This is a genomic window from Serratia sp. 3ACOL1, assembly GCF_003668775.1.
GTDB classification, from domain to species: domain Bacteria; phylum Pseudomonadota; class Gammaproteobacteria; order Enterobacterales; family Enterobacteriaceae; genus Chania; species Chania fonticola.
Genome location: NZ_CP033055.1, coordinates 3,535,054 through 3,560,007, shown reverse-complemented (window position 1 = coordinate 3,560,007; position 24,954 = coordinate 3,535,054). Strand labels below are relative to the sequence as shown.

At 46.6% G+C, this 24,954-nt stretch carries 28 protein-coding genes and 1 pseudogene; 22 read left to right on the top strand and 7 right to left on the bottom strand.

Annotated elements, in window-relative coordinates; all coding sequences use genetic code 11:
• Positions 1-102 precede the first annotated feature (102 nt).
• The 15 genes from D9980_RS16050 to D9980_RS15980 all read left to right on the top strand — a co-directional run bounded on the left by D9980_RS16050 (position 103) and on the right by D9980_RS15980 (position 14,769).
• Positions 103-1,383, top strand: a complete 1,281-nt coding sequence (locus tag D9980_RS16050; RefSeq protein WP_099049947.1) for a type II and III secretion system protein family protein — start codon at positions 103-105, stop codon at positions 1,381-1,383.
• Between the two features lie 174 nt (positions 1,384-1,557).
• A complete protein-coding gene (locus tag D9980_RS16045) occupies positions 1,558-2,604 on the top strand; it encodes a hypothetical protein (RefSeq protein WP_024484059.1) in 1,047 nt (348 codons plus the stop codon).
• A gap of 67 nt (positions 2,605-2,671) precedes the next feature.
• Complete coding sequence (locus D9980_RS16040; protein WP_024484058.1) at positions 2,672-3,958, top strand: CpaF family protein; 1,287 nt, start codon at positions 2,672-2,674, stop codon at positions 3,956-3,958.
• Between the two features lie 3 nt (positions 3,959-3,961).
• Entirely contained in the window at positions 3,962-4,837 is an 876-nt protein-coding gene (locus D9980_RS16035) for a type II secretion system F family protein (RefSeq protein ID WP_121607823.1), read from the top strand.
• A 131-nt stretch (positions 4,838-4,968) separates the two neighbouring features.
• Complete coding sequence (locus D9980_RS16030; protein WP_235166946.1) at positions 4,969-5,676, top strand: type II secretion system F family protein; 708 nt, start codon at positions 4,969-4,971, stop codon at positions 5,674-5,676.
• Complete coding sequence (locus D9980_RS16025) at positions 5,663-6,397, top strand: lipopolysaccharide assembly protein LapB (RefSeq protein WP_051346258.1); 735 nt, start codon at positions 5,663-5,665, stop codon at positions 6,395-6,397. Before D9980_RS16030 ends, D9980_RS16025 begins: the two co-directional genes overlap by 14 nt.
• Complete coding sequence (locus D9980_RS16020; RefSeq protein WP_121607822.1) at positions 6,394-6,885, top strand: TadE/TadG family type IV pilus assembly protein; 492 nt, start codon at positions 6,394-6,396, stop codon at positions 6,883-6,885. Before D9980_RS16025 ends, D9980_RS16020 begins: the two co-directional genes overlap by 4 nt.
• Positions 6,860-7,441, top strand: a complete 582-nt coding sequence (gene tadF / locus D9980_RS16015; protein WP_080660672.1) for a tight adherence pilus pseudopilin TadF — start codon at positions 6,860-6,862, stop codon at positions 7,439-7,441. Before D9980_RS16020 ends, tadF begins: the two co-directional genes overlap by 26 nt.
• A 140-nt stretch (positions 7,442-7,581) precedes the next feature.
• On the top strand, positions 7,582-8,841 hold the full coding sequence (locus D9980_RS16010) for a TadE/TadG family type IV pilus assembly protein (protein ID WP_024484053.1): 1,260 nt from the start codon (positions 7,582-7,584) through the stop codon (positions 8,839-8,841).
• A 193-nt stretch (positions 8,842-9,034) separates the two neighbouring features.
• Positions 9,035-9,577, top strand: coding sequence for a hypothetical protein (locus D9980_RS16005; protein WP_024484052.1), 543 nt, complete (start codon positions 9,035-9,037; stop codon positions 9,575-9,577).
• Positions 9,578-9,741: 164 nt separating this feature from the next.
• Positions 9,742-10,137, top strand: coding sequence for a hypothetical protein (locus D9980_RS16000; RefSeq protein ID WP_152526584.1), 396 nt, complete (start codon positions 9,742-9,744; stop codon positions 10,135-10,137).
• A gap of 15 nt (positions 10,138-10,152) precedes the next feature.
• Entirely contained in the window at positions 10,153-12,735 is a 2,583-nt protein-coding gene (locus D9980_RS15995) for a TcfC E-set like domain-containing protein (RefSeq protein WP_202913959.1), read from the top strand.
• 7 nt (positions 12,736-12,742) lie between these two features.
• A complete protein-coding gene (locus D9980_RS15990; RefSeq protein WP_235166944.1) occupies positions 12,743-13,438 on the top strand; it encodes a hypothetical protein in 696 nt (231 codons plus the stop codon).
• A gap of 6 nt (positions 13,439-13,444) precedes the next feature.
• On the top strand, positions 13,445-14,365 hold the full coding sequence (locus tag D9980_RS15985) for a hypothetical protein (protein ID WP_121607821.1): 921 nt from the start codon (positions 13,445-13,447) through the stop codon (positions 14,363-14,365).
• Complete coding sequence (locus D9980_RS15980; protein WP_238393644.1) at positions 14,365-14,769, top strand: hypothetical protein; 405 nt, start codon at positions 14,365-14,367, stop codon at positions 14,767-14,769. Before D9980_RS15985 ends, D9980_RS15980 begins: the two co-directional genes overlap by 1 nt.
• Before the next feature lie 579 nt (positions 14,770-15,348).
• Here the strand turns inward: D9980_RS15980 and D9980_RS27035 are convergent.
• A pseudogene (locus tag D9980_RS27035) lies at positions 15,349-15,587 on the bottom strand (IS630 family transposase); the annotation flags it as partial.
• 301 nt (positions 15,588-15,888) lie between these two features.
• Between D9980_RS27035 and D9980_RS15970 the strand changes: the two are divergent.
• The 5 genes from D9980_RS15970 to D9980_RS26710 all read left to right on the top strand — a co-directional run bounded on the left by D9980_RS15970 (position 15,889) and on the right by D9980_RS26710 (position 18,698).
• Complete coding sequence (locus tag D9980_RS15970) at positions 15,889-16,215, top strand: YggL family protein (RefSeq protein WP_021806298.1); 327 nt, start codon at positions 15,889-15,891, stop codon at positions 16,213-16,215.
• 80 nt (positions 16,216-16,295) lie between these two features.
• Entirely contained in the window at positions 16,296-17,219 is a 924-nt protein-coding gene (gene glsB / locus D9980_RS15965) for a glutaminase B (RefSeq protein ID WP_024484046.1), read from the top strand.
• A 40-nt stretch (positions 17,220-17,259) separates the two neighbouring features.
• Positions 17,260-17,976 (top strand): DUF2884 domain-containing protein, encoded by a 717-nt coding sequence (locus D9980_RS15960; protein WP_024484045.1) that lies wholly within the window; start codon positions 17,260-17,262, stop codon positions 17,974-17,976.
• A gap of 106 nt (positions 17,977-18,082) precedes the next feature.
• Positions 18,083-18,415, top strand: coding sequence for a DUF2645 family protein (locus D9980_RS27310; protein WP_121607820.1), 333 nt, complete (start codon positions 18,083-18,085; stop codon positions 18,413-18,415).
• 64 nt (positions 18,416-18,479) lie between these two features.
• The gene (locus tag D9980_RS26710) at positions 18,480-18,698 is read left to right on the top strand and encodes a hypothetical protein (RefSeq protein WP_162304277.1); all 219 of its coding nucleotides are present in this window, start codon (positions 18,480-18,482) and stop codon (positions 18,696-18,698) included.
• A gap of 83 nt (positions 18,699-18,781) precedes the next feature.
• On the opposite strand, the gene hemW is transcribed toward D9980_RS26710, so the two are convergent.
• From hemW to D9980_RS15925, 6 genes are all read right to left on the bottom strand, one after another.
• Positions 18,782-19,933 (bottom strand): radical SAM family heme chaperone HemW, encoded by a 1,152-nt coding sequence (gene hemW / locus D9980_RS15950; protein ID WP_121607819.1) that lies wholly within the window; start codon positions 19,931-19,933, stop codon positions 18,782-18,784.
• Positions 19,923-20,519 carry an RdgB/HAM1 family non-canonical purine NTP pyrophosphatase gene (gene rdgB, locus D9980_RS15945; protein ID WP_121607818.1) on the bottom strand — a complete coding sequence of 199 codons (597 nt, stop codon included), beginning with the start codon at positions 20,517-20,519 and terminating at the stop codon, positions 19,923-19,925. The genes hemW and rdgB overlap by 11 nt, the downstream gene beginning before the upstream one ends.
• 16 nt (positions 20,520-20,535) lie before the next feature.
• The gene (gene yggU, locus D9980_RS15940) at positions 20,536-20,826 is read right to left on the bottom strand and encodes a DUF167 family protein YggU (RefSeq protein WP_024484043.1); all 291 of its coding nucleotides are present in this window, start codon (positions 20,824-20,826) and stop codon (positions 20,536-20,538) included.
• A complete protein-coding gene (locus tag D9980_RS15935) occupies positions 20,823-21,377 on the bottom strand; it encodes a YggT family protein (protein ID WP_021179666.1) in 555 nt (184 codons plus the stop codon). The genes yggU and D9980_RS15935 overlap by 4 nt, the downstream gene beginning before the upstream one ends.
• Before the next feature lie 82 nt (positions 21,378-21,459).
• A complete protein-coding gene (gene proC / locus D9980_RS15930; protein ID WP_024484042.1) occupies positions 21,460-22,281 on the bottom strand; it encodes a pyrroline-5-carboxylate reductase in 822 nt (273 codons plus the stop codon).
• A gap of 10 nt (positions 22,282-22,291) precedes the next feature.
• On the bottom strand, positions 22,292-23,005 hold the full coding sequence (locus D9980_RS15925; RefSeq protein WP_024484041.1) for a YggS family pyridoxal phosphate-dependent enzyme: 714 nt from the start codon (positions 23,003-23,005) through the stop codon (positions 22,292-22,294).
• A gap of 20 nt (positions 23,006-23,025) precedes the next feature.
• Here D9980_RS15925 and D9980_RS15920 point away from each other — a divergent pair, with 20 nt between their 5' ends.
• A complete protein-coding gene (locus D9980_RS15920; protein WP_021806291.1) occupies positions 23,026-24,018 on the top strand; it encodes a type IV pilus twitching motility protein PilT in 993 nt (330 codons plus the stop codon).
• 177 nt (positions 24,019-24,195) lie between these two features.
• The gene (locus D9980_RS15915; protein WP_121607817.1) at positions 24,196-24,828 is read left to right on the top strand and encodes a response regulator transcription factor; all 633 of its coding nucleotides are present in this window, start codon (positions 24,196-24,198) and stop codon (positions 24,826-24,828) included.
• Positions 24,829-24,954: the final 126 nt, after the last annotated feature.

The following is a 24,954-nucleotide window of genomic DNA, read 5'->3' as shown; positions in this document are numbered from 1 at the left end:
GTCAAGGTAATCTTCCACGCGAACCTGTTTCGCAATTTTTTAGTTATATTGTCTCTGTTCGTGTCCGTGCACAGTCAGACTTCGTTCGCTGCAGAGTCATATTTGTCACCTGGCGAATCTCAAGTTATACAGGTAAAGGGGAGTGTTGATACTGTTTTCATGTCTTCACCCGAGGTCGCTGATTATGAGATGATCGGCGATCGGAGCATCGTGGCCTACGCGCGTAAAGAGGGGAAAACAGATGTTATTGCTTTTGACGAAAATGGAGAGCAGATATTTAAGACAACGTTGGTAGTAAACTCATTGCTCGGCGAAGTACATAAAAACATCAGCAGAATATTCCCTAGCAGTGATATTGAGATTAAAAAAATAGGCCAAAGTTATGTTATCTCGGGAACGGTGGCATCAGAAGATGAAAAAGATAAGATTTATCAGATAGTAGGAGAGGGGATTGGTGCGGCGGCGACTATAAATCAGAAAAAAGTCAGCGCTATCCAGGGGGCTGATAGTACGAGCGACGATAGCAACAATAGTAGTGGATGGCTTGATGAGGTCATTTATAAAGGCGTTATTAATAAGTTGCAGATGCCACTTGCCAATCAGGTCAATGTTAAACTTACCGTGGTCGAAGTCACTAAAAACTTCAGTGAAAATCTGGGCGTTGACTGGGGAACTATCACAGGAGCGTCGTCCAGTGTTACACCTGGTGCATTTCGTTTTGTGAAATTTAACGCTGATACGCTATCTAGTATGGTCCATGCGATTAGTAACGACTCAGTAGCCCGTGTACTGGCTGAGCCGAATTTGTCGGTACTATCCGGAGAAACAGCTCAGTTCTTGGTGGGAGGAGAAGTTCCGCTAGTCACATCATCGCAGAATGGCACGAGCGTACAATATAAAGACTTCGGCATAAAATTGAATATCGGCGCCAAAGTACGAGATACGGGACATATCCGTATCTCACTTAATGAAGAGGTGAGTAATATTGATTCGACGTTCAATAGTCAGGCGGGGATGAGCTTTCCAACTTTCCAGACCCGAAGGGCCCAAACCATCGTAGAACTGGCGGATGGTGAAAGCTTCCTCCTTGCTGGATTGGTGAATAATAGCGAACGTGAAGCACTATCGAAGATCCCGTTTATTGGCGATGTACCTCTCTTAGGTGGGATGTTTCGTAATGCTGCAACTGAGCGTTCGAACAGTGAGTTAGTTGTGGTTGCTACGGTAAATCTGGTTAAACCTGCTAATAAGCGTAATATCAAGATACCTGATTTCCAGCGAACCTCTACGTTGTCCAGATTTTTTAATCTTAGCAAAATTGACAATCGTCTTGAAAGAAAGCGCGCACGGGAATTTATAGAGCAGGGTGGTTTTTCCCATTGATAAGGGTGCACTGATCCATTTCATGGCATGGGGGCGCAACCATGCTTTTTATATACCTGAAATACAGTATATATAGATTCGGGTTATTTCATACCAAGAAGCGCAAGGTGAAAATTAGTCTGTGCGCCTTTCAATGATGGTAGTTCTCTTCTATAGGGATGTTAAGGGAAAGTAATGTTGTTATTTCCGCAAAAAAGCGTTTCATCTAATGATGTTAATAAGAAAGAATTTTATATATTATCTCCTCGTGTTGGAGTTTTTACAGCATTGAGTGAAAACCTGCGCATGGCAGGTATCAGCTCGGTTGAAAAAATCCGCGTTGATATTACCACGCAGCAACTTAGCGTGCCTGAGAATGCCAATGGGGTAGTGGTCGACATAGGAACCAGCGTTGAGGTTGACAAGATTATGCTGACAATTCATTCACAGATACCACGTGGAGCTTGGTGCTGTCTGGTGGGTGATAGCGATTCAATAGGTCTGGCCCAAAGCTTTATGAAAAATAACATCCACTATTTCAATATACATTCACAGCAGGATAATCTGGTACAGGCGGCGGTGTTGGGTACTGAATTGAAGAGTATCCGCCATCCGGTAAGCGTCAGCGTTCTGGGTTGTAAAGGTGGGATTGGAACTACAACTTTAGGGTTTCTGCTGGCTAATGAGATTGTTCGAGCCCGTAAGTTACCTTCGTTATTTGTGCAGGGTAAGTTTGGCTCACGTGATTTGGACCTCATTACTGGAAAAAAACTGTTGCCTGAGCTGACCCCTGTGTCGAAACAGCTTGATTTAATGAGTAGGGAGAGCGAATTCCTCCCGGACCTTAGCCAACCTGATTTGCAAAAATATAACTTCGTGGTGTTTGAGCAAGCGATCAATGTCGCGAATAAAGAATTGCAACGTGACTTAGCCGAACAGTCGAAATGCGTTGTACTGGTACTTGACCGCTCGATGTCATCAGTGCGTGTAGCACGGAATATGATTGAAAATATCGAAGTTTTGAAACGTTCGAATCGTGTATCGCGTCGTTTATTTGTCTGTATCAGTGATACCAGACCAGTAACGATAAATTCGTTGACTCATGATGATATGAGGGTGCTGTTGAATCATCCTATTGATGCCGTCATACCCTACTCGCGGGAAAAGGGGGGGGTAGTGCTAGGAGAAAAATGTTTTTCAATAATCCTTCACCATTGCAAGAGCTGGCACGGCAGGTGTTAGGCGGCGCGGTGCAAAAAAAACAAAATCTGTGGCGAAATATTATTATGAATGGCAGGAAGGTTAACTGATGAATAATAGCGTAGATATTGAGCTTCAGGAGATCTTGCGCAATGGTGTACTGAGCAATATCGATATCAATGTTATCGAACATCTGGTGACCGATCGTGCACAGTTGATAACTGAAATGAATCGCATTCTTGAGCGAATCGTTGAGTTGCAAAATATTTATTTGAATGTGGTCGGTCAGCGCCAGATGGCTGAAATGATGGCAGATGAAGTCATTGGATTTGGCCCCCTGCGGCCACTGCTGGAAGATGATACCGTTAGCGATATCCTGGTTAATGGCCCAACAAAAATTTTCGTTGAGCGATTTGGCAAGCTGGAATTAACCCAGCATCGATTCATTAATAATGCACAGTTGACTGACATCGCTAAACGGCTGGTGCAGAAAGTTGGCAGAAGGCTCGACGAGGGGTGTCCTCTGGTGGATGCTCGCCTATCAGACGGCAGCCGTTTGAATGTCGCCATACCCCCCATCGTCTTAGACGGGACGTCGATTTCAATTCGCAAGTTTGGGAAGTCATCTTTACAACTGGCGGATCTTGTTGAACATGGTGCATTGAGTGGGCAGATGGCGAACTTTCTGGTCATTGCCGCACGTTGCAGAGTGAACATTATCATCTCTGGGGGAACTGGTTCTGGTAAAACGACATTGCTTAATTCATTGTCGAAATATATTGATGAAAGTGAACGTATCATCACTATGGAAGACGCAGCAGAGCTGAGACTAATGCAACCTCATGTACTAAGAATGGAAACACGCCTTGCTGGAGTTGAAAATACGGGGCAGGTCACCATGCGTGCATTGCTGATCAACTCATTACGTATGCGACCAGACAGAATCATTGTTGGTGAGTGTCGCGGTGAGGAGGCATTCGAGATGCTGCAAGCCATGAATACAGGTCATGATGGTTCCATGTCAACGCTACATGCTAACAATCCCCGCGATGCAGTATCACGTCTTGAAAATATGGTCATGATGGCGGGCATGAATATACCGATGGAGTCGATAAGGAAGAATATCGTTTCCGCTGTAAATCTTATCATTCAGGTTTCCCGACTAAATGATGGTTCTAGGAAAATCATGAATATTAGTGAGATCATGGGTATTGAGGGTGACAGAATTATTTTACAGGATATCTTTCATTTCAAAAGCCAGAATGAGCGTGATGAGACAGGGAAAATACAAGGTGAGTTTGTTAATAATGGGTTGTTGATGCGTTCAAGTGTAATGAATAATGCGATAATGTTTAACCTGAGTAATGAGTTGAAGTTGATATTTGGAATGAGTTAATTCATGTACTATTTATTGTTTTTTTACGGGCTAGGTTTGCTATTAGTCAATCTGTATTATTGGCGTCGTATGATGAAAGGCGCTATAGGAGCGGCAGAACGGTCTGTAGCCAGGTTCGGTATTATAAATCTCTTAAGAAAACGACTGGATGAATGGTGTTTGTATGCCATTTCCGATAATACAATAAAAGGAATGCGTGGGTTAATTATTGCCTTTTTGTTTTTATTAGCGGCACTAATATCTAACTACCTCTGGTTGCATTTTGATTGGATTGGGCTGATCATTATCACTAGTGTAACGATATTTTTTGGGCAGATTAATATTGGCCGGATGCTGCATCATAAAAACTATGAGGCTCGCTTCCCAGAAGCGTTGTCGATTATCAATGCTGCGGTTTCGGCAGGTAACAGCATTCATCAGGCATTGCAGCGTTGTGGTCAAGGGATCGATGGAGAAATGGGGCAGACTTTCAATCGTATCGCGCGAAGACTGAATCTGGGTGAAGAACCTGAAAGGGTAATGAAGGATGCCAGGGGGCTTTATCCTTACCGCGAGTTCTACTTTTTCTCTGTGATTATTTTGATTAGTATTCAGCGTGGTGGACAGTTACGTGTGCTTATTAGTCGACTTTCCCGGATAGTTAACAATAGTAAAACTATCGCTCGGCGTAAAAAGGCCATGACATCAGAGGCACGTTCTTCGGCGAAGATTGTTGCAGCGATCCCTATCTTGTTTTTTATAAGCATGAAATTTTTGAGTCCGCAGAATTATGACTTTATTATTAACGATCCGCTGGGGAGAATGATCTTATACTATGCAGTGAGTAGTGAGGCTTTGGGTATGTTTATTATCTGGCTGCTATTACGTAAGGCGACGTAATGATATTTATATATAGCGTAACCCTAGTGTTTGGTCTGGTAGTGACAATCTGTACTCTGCTAAGAATGCAGTCACTGTCGAGCCAGAAAAAAATTATTGAGCAAAGTCACGAGTCGAACAGTAATGAAATTTTGACGACTATTGATCACCGCTTACTTATTATTAACAACAATTTATGGTTAAGTCGCCTGGATCTACTTGATAAAAAAGTTAGCCTGAAATTGAGGTTGTGTGGTGCTGTAGGAGGGGGGGCTCTACTGCTAAAATTTACAGGTGCATGGAACCTGTCAATGCAGGAGTTGGCGATGATATTACTGATTGTGTTAGTGATAATTATTGTCACTCCAGGCATTCTGGTCAATATGGGAGTGAAAACGCGTATGAAATTACTCATTGACGCAATTCCATACTATATCGATCTTGTGGCGGTTTGTGTGCAATCCGGGATGACTGTTGAAAGTGCATTACGGTTTGTTTGTGATAATTTCCATGAAATTGATCCAAATTTAGCCAGTCTAATGTTAATTGTTGTTAAAAAGGCGGATGTCAGTGGTCTGCAGTCTGGCCTAGAAGAACTATACCGATCCATGGAGGAAACGGAAATGCGCATGTTTTGCTCTACACTTCAGCAAAGTGTATTTTATGGGACCTCTTTATATGAGAACCTCCTCGAGATATCAAGAGAAATTCGTGAGTTACAACTACTTGATACTGAGGAGAAGGTTGGAAGCCTGTCAGCAAAGATGAGCATTCCTCTTATTGTATTTATCATGTTCCCAATTGTCGTTTTGATCGCGGCGCCAGGTATTTTAAGGATAATGAAAAGTGCTGTTTTTTAAGAAATCAATTATTATTGTTTCATTTTGCACAATACTATCTGGCTGTAATTTGCTGGAAGGGAAAACTGCGCGAGATGATAAAGTAAAAGAAACCGTCTTGTTACAAACTAAGGATTACGATGGGTTGATCAATTTATATCGTGGAAGTTTAAAAGAGCGAAATAATCCTCAGGACCGTTTTAAACTGGCTTTTTATTATCATGAAGCTGGTGATTATAAATCATCCCTTTACTATCTGGAACCACTGGCTGGGGAGAATAGTGAAACGGACATACTGTTAACTAAGGACCTAATATATTTAGGACAATATGATAAGGCGCTAGCGGTGACTCAAAATATGATTAAGAGAAACCCGAATAATGCTGAAGCCTGGAACCTACAAGGTGTTGCCAGTGCGCTAAATGGAGACTCTGTCGCTGCGCGTCGCTTCCTGTTGTCTGCCCGTGACCATTTTCTTGCTGATGAGAAAAGTATCAACAATTTAGCCATGCTATCAATCATGGATGGAGATTATAGTGATGCCGTTGCCATGTTACTACCACAATATTTTCGTGGTAAAAAGAGCAGAGTGATGATGCATAACCTGGTGTTTGCACTGGTTAAGACATCGGATTTGCAATCGGCTTACAATATTATTGAAAGAGAAAATCTCTCAGAGCATCCTTACGATCTCATCGAATCGCTTAGTCAAGTCCTATTAACCGATAAAATGAAAATATGAAGAAATTAATTTCGGTTTTTTTTAAAAATAACCGTGGCGTAGCCAGTATTGAATTTTCTTTAACCGTTATATTGTTCATCTTTATGGTTATGTTTGTCGCTGAAATTGCTCGTATGGCATATATATCCTCGGTGTTAGATTTAGCTATATCTGAGGGAGCTAAGGACGCAAAAAATTACTCATCTGCTAGTGGTAATGATTACCAGACTCGCTTCAGACAACGTATGACAGAGCAGGGAGGAACCTTGTGGGGTTTCCTGGCTGAAAAAGATATGCTGGCTATAAACGTTTCTTATGCTAGCTCAATAGCTGAAATGATTTATAGCGGTGGTGGAGTCAGTGGAAGAAATAAACCGTTGGCAAGATATTTTGTAAGATATCGCTATCAACCTATTTTTTTTCCGGTACCTGATGTATGGAAAGAATCAACATTTATCCGAGAGGTGATTTTTGTTCAGGAATATGAACGTTCGGAATTTATGGACTGATCAGCGAGCGTCGATAACGGTGGAGTTCGTCTTTATCGCTATTGCTCTGGTAACATTTATTTATTTCCTTGGGGATTTAGTTATGCGTCAGGCACTGATTGGACGCCTGGATCGTACTGCCTATTCGATAGCCGGAGTACTACGAGAAAGAACGCAACTGTACGCTGCGCGTGAAAATTTATCGCAATACGACGTTGATAGTGCGCTTTTACTAACAAAGAAAATATTGGCAGATATGGACCCTGCAATAGACCAAAATGCCATTGGTTTGATAGTAGAAGAGGCGCATTTTTATCCTCCCTCTAATGTTAATGATACTTCAAAAAATTTAAAGATGTATCGGTTATGGACGGCAAATAACTCATCCGTTAGCTGTGCGCCTCCGGTATTACTGTCCAGACAACTGGCTCTATCTCCCAGAGGAAGTTATACCCGCTGGGTGCCTATTTATCAAATTACGGTTTGTGCACCCACTTCTAGTATCTATACAAGGATGACCAGCGGGTTATGGACTAAGCCGGTGATGACATCGTATGCATCCGTTATGGTTCGCTAATTCATCATTATTAATTGTTATCCGCCACTGAGTTTTTACCAACGGAAACAGGTCTGCCATTTTCTTGGTCAGCCAGCCGCATACGTGAGCTTTATAAGAAGGTTGGTATGGATAACATTAATCATGAACCGAGGTAAATCATGTTAAAAATTAGAAGATTATTGAAGACGCCAGGAGCATTTCTTCGCGATCAGGGAGGGGCATTTGCCGTCAGCTTCGTCATGATGAGTGGTTTTCTGCTTGCAATGGCAACGTTGGGCCTTGAAGGATCGAGGATTATCACAGACAAAGCCAGACTATCTGATGCGATGGAACAAGCTGCACTAGCGCTAACTGCAGAAGATAACGGAGCAGGAAATCCCCGTAATAACGTTATTGCTACCGCTTATTTTAATGCTTACATGCGCCACAATACGGCAGTATATACACCAAAAATTACTGTGTTAAATGGACGTTCTGGATACGATGGTAATCTATCTTATGTCGAATACCGAGTTTCTGGTCAGACCGTGCAAGATGCCTGGCTTGCATCGCCTCTTTTCCCTAACTTCGGGAAAAAAATTGTGGTGGGTAACAATGCGGCAGCCCGTAAGTATCGTTCAAATATCGATGTGGTTTTTGTCACGGATTTCTCCAGTTCGATGACCGATTACATCGATGGCTATCAGAAGATTACGGAGCTAAAAAGAATCGTTCTGAAACTCTCGAATGAGCTTTTTTCACAGAATGTAGGCAATAAAGTTGGTTTTGTACCATTTAGCTGGGGGACGCGTACCGGAGATCACTGTACTCCACAATTTGTGACTCGCGTGCCGGCCCCCAAAGGGATCCTCAGTGAGTTTGAGTCTATGGAAAATCTGGGCCAGTACATTGATAGCCGTGCCACCGTTGCGGCTATCCCCAATAGGGTGGACGATATTAACGTACCGATCGATGATGTTTACGAAGATCTGTGTCTTAAATTCGCTAATGCCAAACAAATTCCGCTCACCGGTAGCATGACAGATATTTCAAAAATCAATGCAATGACCGCCCATGGGGGGACGCTAGTTAGCTCCGGTGTACTTGCTGGTACGCAGGTTTTGGCAAAGGGAAGTGGCAACCGTAAAGTGTTAGTAATTATTTCTGATGGTATGGACGACCCTGATGCAGCGAAGGTTCCTATCACTCGAAATCTCATTGCCGCAGGGATGTGCGACAAAGTGAGGAATTCACTACAGGTTGGTAGGGCGATAGGTAAGATTGCTTTCATCGCACTAGGCTATAATCCGACGGTAAACTGGAGTGCCTGCGTAGGGGCCACTAACTACTATACCCCACATAGTCTGAGACAGTTTGAAGACTCATTACGCCGGGCCGTATTTGAAGAAGTAGGGCACAACACGATTAAAGATTATTAGATAATAACTAATTAAACTTTTATACGGATTTATAAGGTCTCAATCAGGTAAATAAGGATTAGTGATGTTAATATTCTCTATCATTGGCAGGGTGAGAAGGAATATATTATCTTGCTAATGCGGATGTAATTAATGCCATCCTTTAATGGATGGGGTAATTACTAAAATATCTGTACTTTTAAGGACTAAACAAATGAAAAAGATTTTCGCGCTTTCTCTTATCACTGGTGCTATGTTCTCTGCTTCAGTATTTGCCGCAACGCCAGCAAGTTATGATACTAAATTCAACGTTAGCGCTAACGTACCTGACAGTGCGCACATCACCGATGCAAGTGGCCGTCCTCTGACCGATCTTGATGTTGAGTTAAAGCCTGCTGCAAGTGGCTTCATGGAAGCGACTACTCCGGCACTGCGTCTGTGGAACAATGACGTGGCAAAGCTGGAGGTTTCACTGATCCTTGACGATGGCCAGAACGCAAGTGGTGGTGCTTTTACTCTGTACAGCACCGATCGTGACACGTTGTCTTCTTTAAGCTATAAAATTAATACCATCACTGAAGTGGGTCAGAAAGCTTACGTTAAGTCAGGCGATTCTCAAGATTTTACCCTGCAAGCTAACGGCACCCATGGCGAGCTGCCGGTGGCATTCAAGTTTGTTTCTGACGCTAAATACAGCGAACTGGGACAGGGTAACTACACCGGCGTAGTTTACGCTAACGTAAATGCGAAAGCCTAACTCTTAATCGAGTGTCAGGGTTAGGTAACTGACCCTGTTTTTTAATGATAAAACTAATTCAAACAATAATTACTCTCGTTATCATAATCGTAGCGATGACGGACTGTGTTGCAATAGAGTCACCTAAGTTTGACGTTAATATTAATGCGGAGTCGATACCACGAGTGGCGCTATATTATAAGTTGCGTCCGATCAGTAACGGTGAAATTGATTTCCCATTACCTATAAATGGGGCTTCAAAACATTTTGAAAATACCTCTACCTCATTTTATATAGTAGGAAATATTCCGGGTGCTGAAGTGGTATTTTCCGATTCGGATTTTACTCTCTATTCGTTGTCAGGAAGAGATAATGTCATCAATCTTACGGGGGAGTTTGTTTTCAATAATAATCACTCGTCAGCTTTGCAGATGATTTCTATTCCTGTTCTTAAGAATATACTGTTTGCAAACTCGACTAATGGATTTAAAGTTCATTTCAAGTCAAAATCCCTAGCGGGTAATTATTCCCAGGGTGGTTATGCAAACTCCTTCACATTATTAGTAAAACCAACGCTTTAATTCTGGCAGGGAAGTATGAAAAGTAGAATGGCGCTAGGAATGGTATGTTTTGTATGGTGGATGGGTTTAAGGCCTTTTACTGTTCAGGCTTCCGTAATAGAATTGCCTGTCGGATTTGAAGAGATTTTCAATGCTCAACAAAACGAAATATTTGATTTTATTTATAGCGGCGCCTCTATCGGTTCATTCACTGCACTTTTCGATAACGATAAGGTCATGCTAGATGCACCGCAAAATATATTTGAGCAGTTAACCGCCGCAGATATGCCTGCATTAAGTGTAGATAGAAATAAATTACTAAAAGAACTTTCTGCACCTTTGAAAAGAGTGGCGGGGCAGGAATTTGGAAATCATAGCATTACTGTGTGGATAAACAGTTCTGATGCTTCTTTGCACCTGTTGTTACCTGCAGAGTACTTTTCCTCTTCTGAGGGTGTGACTAAAAAAAATTATATTACTTATAAAAAACAGTCCGGGTTCGTACATAACCACAATGCAAATTTCTTAGCAGATAGTTATGGCGATAGCTTTACCTTTTCATCGGTAGATACATTAAATCTTACCGGTAATAGCTATTTAAAAGGTGCATGGAGTTACTCGAAAGAAATAAAATATCATATTGATGAACTGACATTATATTTTGAGAAAAATAGTACGCGTTTCAAGGCTGGTCGCCAGCGTATTAATGATAACTATACTTATAGCACTCCCTCATTGCGCTACAGTTTTTTCAATCCTCTGAGTTTTGATGGGATATCGGTAGGATATATGACCGATAACTATTTGGATCTGACGCGAGGGGCTGCCTCCGGTGTCACTGTTTTTCTGCCGCAGTCAGGTACGGTTGAGATTTATGCTAATGGAAAAATGATTGATTTACAGCAATTACCTCCGGGATTGCAAACCCTTAATACGGATAGCTGGCCGATGGGGGGCTATGATGTACAACTTGTTACCATCCTGACAAATGGTGCCCGTGAAACTAAAATTCAACCGTTCTTTAAGCGTAGCGGAATGTTCCGCTCGGGCGATCTCGAGTATACTCTTCAGGTTGGTAGTTACGACCGGGAACAGTCTAACGTCATTCCCAGTCGTAATTATGAGTGCGTTGAATGTATGGGCAATCAACGACGTGATAAATCCGCCCGTAGTACACTGGCGAGTTTCGCTGCGGGTTATACCACTAGCTCTGTCGTCTCTTTTGGCGGTGGTGCGTTACTTGATTATAGTAATTCCTACCTCAATGGCAACCTGGATATACCGGTTGACAGCTGGGTTGCAGAACAACTGCATACCGATTTTATCATTGGCAATGATGGTAGCTATGGTTATCAACTGGGGATGAATAAAAACCTTAATCATCTGGGTCTTAATCTTAGCTACCGTAGCCATCGCTATCGTGGTGACGAGCCGGATTACCGTCGGCAGGGCGCGGTGCCAGCTTATGACTTTAATTTTTTTCAGCTTGGTGCCACAACTTTTATACCATGGAATATCGGGCTTTCAGCAACATATAGCATGAACACTCAATATCAGCAGTATAAGATGCGTGATAAAAATAACTATAATTCCTGGGATATTTCATTAAACCGGGATATGCCTCTTTCACATATGATGAACTTGCGTGTCGAGCTGGGCTACCATCAGGCCTCAAATAAATCTATCCGTACGCTGGCGGGACGTGACTCATTGAGTAAAAGCAATGACGACCGTTTTTTTGCAAACTTTACCCTCGGATTCCGTGAGCAGAGCTTTAACCACTATCAGACTTTTAACCTGCGTGGTAAGCTCAGTGATAACCCGCAGGAAAAAGCTGATTACAGTACTGACTATGCCGTAGATTTATACAATCCCGATTTTGACCGAAGTGGGATCTATTCACTGAGCGCCAGCGCCAGCGCCAGTCAAAGTCAGGGCAATCAACGTAGCGCAGGAGGCAGCCTGTTAGTTGATAATAATCTAGGATACAGCTCAGCGGGAATAGTTCACACGCTCGGCAGCGGAAGTTATAACCAGTACTATTTTTCCCAACGTAGTGGTTTCGCCATAGGCGATAATTCCATGGCGTGGGGTAAAACCGATAATACGTCTGCCTTGATTATCGATGCGACTGAACTGCCTCGCGGTCAGTATTTCGAAATCAATAATCGTGATAGCCAGGGGGTTGTCGTTATGGGGGGTAAAAAAACGACGCTTAACATACAACCTTATCGTAAGATTTTACCTATTGCAGAACAGTTGTTTAATGATGAAATAAATCAATTTTATAATTTGTCCACCCGCTCTGCGTCGACATGGGCGCTACCAGGCCAAGTATATAATGTAAAGTTGATGGCAACGAAAAATCAAACCGTAACTGGCCGTGTTTATTCTAAGGGGTATCCTTTGCCTAATGCCCGCATCGTGGGGGGCAATGCGATCACTGACAGTGAAGGCTACTTTGTTGGTGATTTTATACTCAATATTCATAGTCAGTTGGGCAGTCTTAAAGTAGAAAAAGATGGCATCAAATACCAGTGTCCATTGCAGAATGAAAATATCAAATTAACACATGGCGTAATGCAAATTCGAGAGGTTCAGTGTGAGGTTAAGTCGTAGTGCTACAATGCTTTCTGTTGTCGTTTCAGTTTGTCTACTTTCGGTTGATTCAGTTAAGGCAATTGAAGTATTTCCAATTATTAAAGAAGTCAAAAGTAACTCGCCAAGAGACAACTATTTAACTGTAAAGTCAAATTTTCAGGTTTCTACTGATGATACCAATACAAATTCGGATAGTCAGCAATATGAATTTGTGACGCTAGAGTTATACTCCGTAATCAATCCAGGTTTTGAAAAAGAGCGGCTGGAAAAAGTGCTGACTCAGGAGGACCCTGAAATTATCTATTCTCCTTCACGGATGGTTGTGCCATATGGTGAAGAGCGAAAAGTACGATTGATGCCACTTAAAGCAGTAGATGTGGAGAAAGTGTATCGGCTACGAATTCGCCCCAGCTATCCTGAACATGAAATAGATAAAGGAAAAGTCCGGTTTGCCATCGGCTATGATGTGCTATTACGCTATTTACCAGAAGGTAAACATACGACAGGAGTAGCTATTCGTTGCAATGGTGATAACTGGGAAATTAGTGCAACCGGGAATGTCCGTAGTGAGTTAAGGAATCTGGTCATTGATGGCAGGAAGGACAAAGTAAACTTTAATGTTTACCCGACATCCAATCGTTCCTTGCATGTTAAGCATAATCTGGCCTTTGAGATGGATAAAACCACTTACAGATATCAAGACTGTAGGCTAAAGGAATAAATAATTATGCGTCTACTGTCCATGATATTGCTAATGTTTAATATTCACTCTGCGCTGGCAAATGAGTTACTCCTTCGTCCCCTGCCGGCAGGTGGCTGGAGTATTACTCAGGCAGGAGCGGTGACTGACATGGCGCCGAATATTGTTTCGCAACCGCAACCAGCGGGCAAGGCATTAGTCATCCAGATTATGCCTGCCGGTTATGGTACCTGTGAAGGGAACCGGCTTAGTGGCTTGGGTCGACTTTCGTCAGTCAATATTTCCTTCAGTGCCGTCTCAGGAAGTGGAAAACATTCGTCTGAGATGATGAGCTGCGGTCAGTCGATAAATATTACCGGACCAACCGAATTGCAACATCCGGCTGTTAAAGCAGAGATAGTTAACGTCGATAAGCGAGTATTTAAAAGTGATCTTCTGGAATTGTATGGGCAAAGAATATTATTGGGGAGTATTACTTTCATCAACGAAGGTAACCGGCCAGTCATTCATCATATTTACCTTGATCTGACGCTGTTGCCCACAGCGGCCCCAGCGTTACAGGCATCATTCAACAAGGCGACATTATTACTTGGTGAGGTTAATGCGTTTAGGGATGCTCGACAAAGGTTAATGTTGAGTATCAGTAAAACTCAATATGCTGGTAATCTGGCACAGCCATATATTTTGAAATTTGAGTCAAGCCAGATGAAGGATAATAGTTATCAATTAAAATCTGTACAGGGAGATATTCATGTGCCATATAAGGTTATGATCCATGACGTAAATATTTCTCCAGGCGATGAGTATCGTGGCGTGGTTGCCGCTGGCGAAGCAACATCTGATATCGTTCAGATTGAATTCTTACTGCCTTCAACACAGGTGGGAGGGATAGCCGCAGGGACTAAACTTTCCGATGTTTTAACAGCTGTGATTATTCCGGACAGTTAATGAGGGTTGTCATTTTGCATCTGTCAAAAATATTTTTTTATTCCCTTACTGTTTTCTGTTCCGTAAAGGTGAGTGCAGCAATTGTGCCAGTACGAACAGACATCAATGTTCAGGCCGAGGTTTCAACTGCCGTGCAGATTTTCGTGAACGGCAAGGATGTTACTAACGGCAGTATAAACCTAAGTTTGGTTGAAAATAAAGGGTATCTCTCGGCTACCACACCGCCATTTCTTTTTATCGGTAATGCCCGAAATGTCTCCCTGAGTTTACTTCAGCCAGCGAGAAAATCATTACTTTCTCAAAACGGTGATGCCATGCAACTTGCCGTTAAGTGGATACGGCTTGATGGGGGATGGTGTACGCTGATTATGATTACAGTAATATCCCAGTCTATCCCAGACTAGCAGAAGTTCCTGACCCAAATGGTGGGGTAAAAGTCCTTTTTGAATCTGTAAACAGAGCCGAGTCCTACCCCTTAGGGATATATAGTGGTACTTATACGGTTATTGTTACTCCATCTGCTTGATTGTTAATTTTCCCCGTGATTGCGGGCGTTGCGTATCTAATGGCTCCTTAAATATGCAGCGTTTCCGCATCCTTTTTAATTTTTAGCCTGGAGGGGGCATTACTTTCTGGGGGGCGCGCAAATTTAATATGTTAATGCTACTGAAATTCTGGCAATCACAGGGTAAATGCTATCTGGCAAGTATTTGTCGCGCTCTGGCTTGATTTAATTCACGACGTTAAGTTTATCTTGCTAGCCCATACAGCGAATTTAAGGCCCCTGTGGACCCTTACGTTTCAGACATCGCTGCGCAGTGGTACAGCGTATTATTATCTGCCTTTTAAGTCTTACGGAAGTTAGCGTAAAAGATCTCATATTGGCATCTATTCTGACTTCATTTAATCCCGGTTATTATAAAGTTAATCTCTGGTGAATACGCTGCCTCAATGGCATAAACAGTTTCCGCCCCTTCCATGCCACGCTTTATGCGCCTGGCGGGGAGGGACTGAAGCCCTTCAATACTGTACAACGTAAACCAGTAATCCATCGACCCACTGATGAACGGGGGCAGCAGAGCGTTCTGACCACAAAGCTGACTCGGTTGCCCGCAGCATCAGCACGGCACCCAGCCTGCGGGTGTGGTTCTTGTCACGCGTTTATGGATAGTTTTTGCATTAGATGTCGTTCGGTACGGGGTATGGGGGCTATGATCGGCATACCTCAGTCCGGTTGGTGGTTTGGGATATTCAGCGATTGATCAGATCGCTTAAATCAGACCGAGTTCCCTCTGGTGACCTACTCTTTAGAACGGCTATTTAGGCGAAATTACGCTAATGGTCTAAGCGCGTCCTGGCAGTGGCAAGCTGAGGCTGGAGAGGGTAAAATAGACAGAATGATCGAGATAAGTGCTTAAAAAATAAAAGTGCTTTAAATTCATATGGTTGATTAACTGTAGGTTAAAATTAAGATTTTAGTCATAGCGCTTAAAAAACCCATAAAATCAAAATAGGATGGAATAATGGCTAAGAACCGTAGTCGTCGTTTACGTAAAAAGTTGCATATCGAAGAGTTTCAGGAACTGGGCTTCTCTGTAGCCTGGCGTTTTGCTGAAGGGACCGCCGTTGAAGATATCGACAGCACCCTGGACGCGTTTATCGAGGAAGTGATCGAGCCGAACGGCCTGGCGTTTGACGGCAGTGGCTATCTGCAGTGGGAAGGTTTGATCTGCCTGCAGACGATTGGTCATTGCACCGACGAACACCGTGAGCTGATCAAAAACTGGCTGGAAGCACGTAAGCTGAACGATGTGAAAACCAGCGATCTGTTCGACATCTGGTGGGATTGATCCCGTCCGATTAGCATTGCCGAAGGTGCCTTAATGGCACCTTTGTTTTATCTGGTGTCCTTTCTGGAGTAGTGAGCGCGGTGGTAACAACATTAGATAACGCGTTGCTGGAAGAGATCCTGCAACAGGTACGCCCGTTGATTGGGCAAGGTAAGGTTGCAGACTATATTCCCGCTTTGGCAGAAGTCGCCGCCGATCGGCTGGCGATCGCCGTCTGTACCGTTGACGGTGAGCTGTTTCAGGCCGGGGACGCGACGGAGCGCTTTTCGATCCAGTCGATCTCCAAGGTATTGAGCCTGACGCTGGCGCTAACGCGTTATCAGGAAGGTGAAATCTGGCAGCGGGTGGGGAAAGAGCCCTCTGGCCTGCCGTTTAATTCGTTGCTGCAGTTGGAGATGGAGCAGGGCAAACCGCGCAATCCGTTTATCAACCCCGGAGCGCTGGTGGTATGCGATATGCTGCAAACCCGGCTTAGTGCTCCCAAGCAGCGGATGCTGGAAGTGGTGCGCCAGTTGGCAGGCGTTGATGACTTATCCTATGACACCCGCGTGGCGCGCTCTGAATTTGAGCATTCCGACCGCAATGCCGCCATTGCCTATCTGATGAAGTCGTTCGGTAACTTCGACAATGACGTGCTGACCGTGCTGCAAACCTATTTTCACTACTGCGCGTTACGTATGAGCTGCATTGAGCTGGCACGCAGCTTTGTCTACCTGGCTAACCAGGGCCGGACGCTTGATGGCGAAGAGGTGATCAGCCCCTTGCAAGCCCGGCAGATTAACGCCTTGATGATGACCAGCGGTATGTATGATGGCGCAGGCGAGTTTGCCTATCGGGTTGGCATGCCGGGCAAGTCTGGAGTGGGCGGCGGTATCATCGCCATCGTCCCTGATGAACTGTCGATTGTCGTCTGGTCGCCGGAGCTGGATGCATCCGGTAACTCATTGGCGGGAACTGCTGCACTAGAACTGTTGTCTCAACGCATTAGCCGTTCGATTTTTTAACTCCATCGCACATGCGGTTGGAAGGGAGTCAGGAGAAACTATGTTAAAGAGAACCGGATTGGCCTTGCTGTTGTTAACGGCTTCGCAGGCGCATGCCGAGTACCAGTGCAGCGTTAGGCCACAGGACGACGTGATTATCAGCCCACAGACCGTACAGGTGGTAGGTGCCAGCGGTAACCTGCAAATCACCGCCGACGGCGATGTCACTCGTGATGGCAAAGCATTGAGCCTCAACGATAGCCAGCGCCAGAAGGCGTTCAGCTACCAGAACGCATTGCGTAAAGACTTACCCTGGATCGATCAGGGTGCGCAGCAGCATCTGGAAAAGGCGCGGGTAGCGCTGGATAAAGTCATCGTTCAGGAGTTGGGCACAGACAGTAACGTACGCAACCGCCTGACCACGCTCAACGATCAGTTGAAGCAGCAGATGAACCGTATTATTGAACACCGCAGCGACGGCCTCACGTTCCACCACAAGGCGATCGCTCAGGTGGAGCAGGATGGCCGCAATATCGTGCAGCAGAGCATGGGCGGCGTATTGCAGGACAGCCTGAACGAAATGGGCGTCAAGCAGGTCGCCAACAGCAATGGCAACCCGTTGCAGGCGATTATGGGCAACCTGGGTGGGCTACAGCAGGCCATCAAGAACGAATGGAATAATCAGGAGCAGGACTTCCAGAACTTTGGTCGCGACGTGTGTAAGCGCGTAACGGCTCTGGAAACCCAGCGTAAGGATCTGGTTAAGGCGCTGAACTAAGGTTTGACGTTAACAGGTTCCGTTGTTTTAAGAGTTGCACTCTTAACTCGACGGAACCTTTTTTTCTGCCAGGGAAGCGCGACGACCTCTGCGAGGCGATTTAATCATGGATACTTTCAAGTCCGTACTCAAGCTGCTCAGCCCTCTCATCTTCCTTTATTATCTCGTATGCATTTTCTACATAATGATATTTTCAGTAATAGAGTATGAATGGGCGATTGGAGAAGAGGGGATAGAAAATATCTGCGATGTTATTCTGCACTTTAATATTGATGATGTCAGTGATGTTGGAATTCCCTTTACTGCAGCGATTATCTTTCCGCTAATCATATATTCTATTTATAGGGTTAGGCAACGAAGATTCATACCAGTAATAGTAACTAGCTTGTTAGTGATTTACTGGTGGTGGGCATTCTTTGGTCGGTTTTTATCTTGTTGATAGTAAGACATGTATTATGATTTTCTAACGTCGTACAAAGACACATCAAATGGGAGGGCTTGTTATGCCATTATGCCATAAAACCATACGCTCTCATGCTGGGGCAGATGAGAAAGAGTTATTGCAAGCACTTGCCACTGTTGAGCTTGCAACGACTTCCCACGCTGATGCGGAAGAAGTTCTTCGTCATGAACTTCAGGAAAGGCAGAAAAGATCTTCTGCTACGTTGTTACGTAACAAGCTCAGCCAGCTAACGCTAAAACGCGAATATCAGAAAATCTGACCAAAGGGTTTCTTGCGCAACCTTTCAGATTGAGGGCCGCAAGCAGCTAAACGGGCGCAGCATGCGGCGCCCCTACAGGTTAGTTAGTCTTCCGGCAAGAACAGTTCCAACAGCGAATTAAGGAACAGTTTGCCATGCTCGGTGATCTGCCAATATTCTGGCGTCTCTAGCAGATAGCCTTTAGCCAGTGCTTCGTCCAATGGCGCGCGGATCACACTCTCATCCAGCCCGGTATATTGGGCGAACTCGGCGCGTGGCGCAGCTTCCAGCAGGCGGAAACGGTTCATAAAGAACTCGAATGGCCGATCGTGCGCCTCGACTTCATGCAGCTTGTCCCGATAGTCACCCCGCATAAAGCCGCGCGGATGCTTGGTTTTGGCGGTGCGCAGAATGCGACCATCGGCAAAGGTCAGCTTGCCGTGTGCGCCACAACCAATCCCCAGATAGTCGCCAAAGCGCCAGTAGTTGAGGTTGTGCTGACACTGATAACCCGGTTTGGCGTAGGCCGAGGTCTCGTACTGCTGATAACCGGCGGCACTCAACAGCTCATGTCCTTGTTCAAAGATATTCCACAGCGCGTCATCATCCGGTAATACCGGCGGGCGTGAGCTGAACAGGGTATTTGGCTCGATGGTGAGTTGGTACCAGGACAGATGCGGCGGATTAAGGGCGATAGCCTGGCGCAGGTCGTCCAGCGCTTCTTCCAGTGACTGATCCGGCAAGCCATGCATCAGGTCCAGATTGAAACTGCGTAGGCCCAGGCCGGTTGCCAGATGCGCCGCGCGTTTGGCCTCATCCGGGCCATGAATGCGCCCCAGACGGGTTAACTTCTCGGCGCTAAAGCTTTGTACGCCAATTGAGATGCGGTTCACCCCGGCGCGTTGATAGCCACTGAAGCGATCGGCTTCCACGGTGCCTGGGTTGGCTTCCATGGTGATCTCGGCGTCATCCGCGACGTGAATGCGTGCCCGCACGCCATCCAGCAGCGCCTGCATAGCTTCGGCACTCAACAGGCTCGGCGTACCCCCACCGATAAAGATGGTGCTGATTGCACGACCGCTGGCGAGCGGCAAATCGGCATCCAGATCCGCCAGCAGATGATCGACATATTCCTGGTGCGGCACTTCGCCCTTCAAGGCATGCGAGTTGAAATCGCAGTACGGGCACTTTTGTACGCACCAGGGAATATGGATGTACAGGCTGAGCGGTGGCAGTTGTACGCTGTTAGCTGGCATTACGCATCGCTTCCAACATCAACTTCAACGCCTTGCCACGGTGAGAAATGGCAATTTTCTCTTCCCGCGTCAGCTCTGCTGCGGTGCAGCCCAACTCTGGCACATAGAAGATCGGATCGTAACCGAAACCGCCAACGCCGGCCGCTTCAAAAGTGATCTCACCGTTCCAGCAACCGTGGAATACCAGCGGAGTTGGATCTTCTGCATGACGCATATAGACCAGCACGCAATGGAATTGAGCACCGCGCTTGCCCGCAGGCACGTCTTTCAGCGTCACCAGCAGCTTGTCCAGATTCTGCTGGTCGCTGGCCTCTAAACCGGCATAGCGGGCAGAGTAGATACCCGGAGCACCGCCCAAGACATCGACTGCCAGGCCAGAGTCGTCGGCAATCGCTGGCAGACCGGTGATCTGCGCGGCATGGCGGGCTTTGAGAATGGCGTTTTCAATAAACGTCAGGCCGGTTTCTTCGGCGGAGTCTACGCCAAGCTCGGTTTGCGCTACCACGTCAAAGCCGAAATCGGCCAGCAGTTCGGCGAGTTCACGCACTTTGCCGGGGTTGCCGGTGGCAAGAACGATTTTTTGCATAATAGATACCTTGAAATTATTCGATGAGCGCCGCGATGGCCTCAGGGATCTGTTGCGGGTTGAGGATGCGCAATTGCTTGTGCCGCCCCAGTTCGCCTTTCTCGATGATCACGTTGCTTTTCGCCACCTTGAACTGCTTGGCGATAAACTTGATGAGATGGGCATTGGCCTGGCCATCAACCGGCGGTGCGGTGATGGCGACTTTTATCTCGTCGCCATGCAGGCCAATAATCTGATCGCGGCTGGCTTTGGGCTGAATATATAGCCTGACCACCAGCCCGTCCAGTTGCGGGGTAACTGCACTCACAGCAGGAACCAGAGCTCGCCAAACAGATCCATCCCCAGGTAGTTGATCAGATACAGGATCAGGATCACCACCATCGCGGAGAAATCAATACCGCCCATCGCCGGGATCACGCGGCGGATAGGGGCCATCAATGGCTCGGTAAGCTGGAACATCACATAATCAATCGGGCTGCGGCCCTGGCTGATCCAACTCATCAAGGCGCGAATGATCATCACCCAGAAGATCAGGTAGCCGACGGATTTGATCAGAGAAATCAGGCCAAACAGCAAGTTGTACAGGCTGAGTGACAGGGTACCGCTCTGGATCAGCAGCAGTAGCGGATATTTGATGGTCATCAGCAGGAACGCCAACAGCAATGAGGCGCTATCTACCGGACCCATCGAAGGAACGATGCGGCGCAGAGGGCCGACGATCGGCTGGGTGATTTTCACCACAAACTGCGAAAACGGGTTATAAAAGTCAGTGCGCGTCAGTTGCATCCAGATGCGCAACAGCAGCACCATGACGTAAATATCAACGACGGTTTTGACCAGGAAAGTCAGCGTTAGCATGTAAGTTACCCTTCTCCTTAACTTCTGGGTTATCCCCTTGGTTATCAGACCACCGTGGCGGCCTGAAACTCATCGGGCATAGTTAAAATGATTTTTCCATTTCCTGCGCACGGGAAACGGCGGCCTGCATGGCTTTGGCAACGGTCTCTGGCAACCGCTGTTCGTTGAATACCCGCAACGCCTCGGCGGTGGTGCCCCCTTTGGAGGTCACCTGCTCACGTAGCGTGGTTAGCGAGATCTCCGGGTTGGCGGCGGCTAATGCCGCAGCACCGATAGCGGCTTGCTGCACCAGATCGCGAGCGGCCTGGCTGCTGAATCCCATACGTTCGGCTTCCTGTTGCATGGCATCCATAAACAGGAAGAAATAGGCCGGTGCACTGCCTGCGGCGGCGATCACGCCATTGATGCCGTTTTCGTCATCAACCCAGCAGACTTTACCCACCGAGCTCATGAGATCGCTGGTGTAATCACGATCCTGTTGGCTAACCTGCTCGGGAGCATACAGCCCGCTCATTCCTTTACCGACCAATGAAGGGGTATTGGGCATGATGCGCACGATATTCAAGCCTTCGCCGAGCATTTGATAGAAACGGCTCACCAGAATACCGGCGGCGATCGACAGCACCAGTTTACCGGAGAAATCGACCTGTTCCTGTAAAGGTAAGCAAACCTGCGCCATCATTTGCGGTTTCACTGCCAGGACCACGACGTCGGCCTGTTGTGCACAGCTGATGTTGTCTGCGCTGCTGTTGATGCCATATTCGGCGGCCAGGGCGTCACGGTTTTTTGCCGATGGCGCACAAACGCTGATGGCCGTTGCCGGATAGCCACCGGCGACCAGGCCAGCAATGATAGCGCGAGCCATATTACCGGCACCAATAAAGGTAATTTTGCGATGTTGCATCCAATCCTCGTTAGACGGTGGTGTGCGAGTAGTCACGGGCGCCAAAAATTGCGGTGCCGATACGAACCATCGTGCTGCCAGCGGCGATCGCCGCCTGCATATCATCTGTCATGCCCATCGACAGCGTATCCACCTGCGGATAGCGCAGCTTGAGCTCCTGGAAAGCGTCATTCATCTGGCCGAATGTCGCCAACTGGCGCTGATAGTCGTGTTCCGGGGCCGGGATGGCCATCAGCCCACGCAAGCACAGGTTAGGCAATGCGGCGACCGCCTCGGCCAGCGCAGGCAGCTCACTCAATACAATGCCAGATTTACTCTGCTCGTCACTGATATTTATCTGGATCAGCACGTTTAATGGCGGCATTTCTGCGGGGCGCTGATCGCTCAGGCGCAGGGCAATACGCAAGCGGTCAACGGTGTGGCACCAGGCAAAGTGCTCTGCCACCAGCCTGCTTTTATTGGATTGCAGCGGGCCGATAAAGTGCCATTCCAATCCAGCCCCTTCCGGCCGCTGGGCAAAATACTGGATCTTGTCTACCCCTTCCTGCACGTAATTCTCGCCGAACGCGTGCTGGCCTGCGGCGATGGCTTGTGCGATCGCCTCCGCAGGTTTGGTTTTGCTGACTGCAAGCAATGTCACTTCTTCTGGAATGCGTGCGCAGTCTTGAGCGGCCGCTGCGATGCGGCTCCTGACATCCTGCAGATTCTGTTGGATAGTGCTCATGATTAACCCGGGAGATTGATATGGATATCGATGAATTTGTGGCCCTTAGTGTAAAGCATAATGCCTCCGATCTGCACCTATGTACCGGCCATCTGCCAATGTTACGTATCGATGGGGAACTCCAGGCCGTGGAAAGTGGGGAAATCCTCACTCAACAACAGATGGCGGCATGGTGCCAAACGCAGTTGTCGCAGACGATGTGGCAGCAACTACAGCAGGTGGGGCAGCTCGATCTGGCGCTAGCCCTGGCTGATGGTACCCGGCTGCGTGCCAATTTCTTTTTGCAGAACGCCGGGGTCTCTGTGGCGCTACGCAGGATAGCCAGCCAGTGCCCAACGTTGGCCGAACTGACTACCCCGGAAATTATTCCGGCGCTGCTGCAGCGTGAAGATGGCTTGATACTCGTCACTGGCGCTACCGGCAGCGGCAAGTCGACCACGTTGGCGGCGATGATCGACTTTATTAATCGGCATCAGCGCCGCCATATCCTCACGCTGGAAGATCCGATCGAGTTTATCCACCGTAGCCAGCGTTCCCTAATCCAGCAGCGGGAGTTAGGGCGGGATACCCACAGTTTTGACGATGCGCTGCGGGCCGCACTGCGTGAAGATCCAGACGTGATCCTGCTGGGGGAGCTACGTGATACCACCACCGTTCGGCTGGCGTTGACCGCGGCAGAAACCGGCCATTTAGTTCTGGCTACCTTGCATACCCGAAGCGCGCCACAGGCGGTGGAACGGCTGGTGGATGTATTCCCGGCGGAAGAGAAAGCCTATGTTCGGGCCCAGTTGGCCAGTAGCCTGCAGGCGGTGATCGCGCAAAAGCTGCTGAGCAAGCCCGGGGGAGGGCGTGTGGCCATTTACGAGATCCTCACGGCCACGGCGGCGGTGAGCAGCATGATCCGCGAAGGTAAAACCCATCAGTTGGTCAGCGTATTGCAAACCGGTGCGCAGTCAGGCATGCAAACTTTTGAACAAGGGTTGCAACAGCGTGTTGCGCAGGGAATATTATAATGCCACAATCGATTAGCTATTTTCCCCTTATACCTTATATTTAATTGCAATCAATAGCGCAGAGGTTGCGTGCGAGAGCGAAATATATTGGTAATTCAAGAGCGAATTGTGTTGCAGTATAAGCAACTATCTATGGGCTGTTATTTTTAGGACTAGTATTAGGATAAGGATATTCTTATGGGTTCTTGGCTGATTGTTGACGATCACCCCGCAATTTGTTTCGCTGTGAAAGCAATTTTATCTTCATTAGGTAATGACTCGATCCAGACCGCAACTAACGGTCTGGATGCCATGGCGCGAATAAGGGAAAATACGCCGCAGCTGGTGATCCTTGATATCATGCTGAACAAAATGGATGGGCTGCAGATCCTGCAGCATATTCGCCAGGTGGACAGCGCTATTAAAGTGGTGGTCTATACCAGCCTGCCCACGGGGAGCTATGCAGAAAGAGCGTTGCGTGCCGGAGCTAGCGGGTTTTTCAACAAGGATCAGGATATCAGTCAATTGGCACCATTGTGCCAACTGGTGCTGCAAGGCTATGCCTGTTTTCCACAGATTACTCTGATGCCTTTGCTAAACCCACCGCAAAAGAGCGAGAATAATCTTACGAACCTTTCCAATCGTGAATTGACCGTGTTACGGTATTTGTCAGAGGGTCTTAGCAATAAGGAAATAGCCGATCGTCTGATTTTGAGCAATAAAACTATCAGCACTTATAAGACACGTCTGATGGAAAAACTAAAAGTTAGCAGTACAGAAGATTTGGTGGATTTTTTTCACCATCAGAGTGAACGACCTGACGATGAATAAATTGCTTTTGATACTTTTGTTTTTTTGCTGCGGTGTTTCCGCTGGGGAAGTTCCAGCATTTCGTGAAACTAATTTGCTTAGCCGTAGCCAGGTTCAATTATCCGAGCCCGAGTTAACCAGTGATGA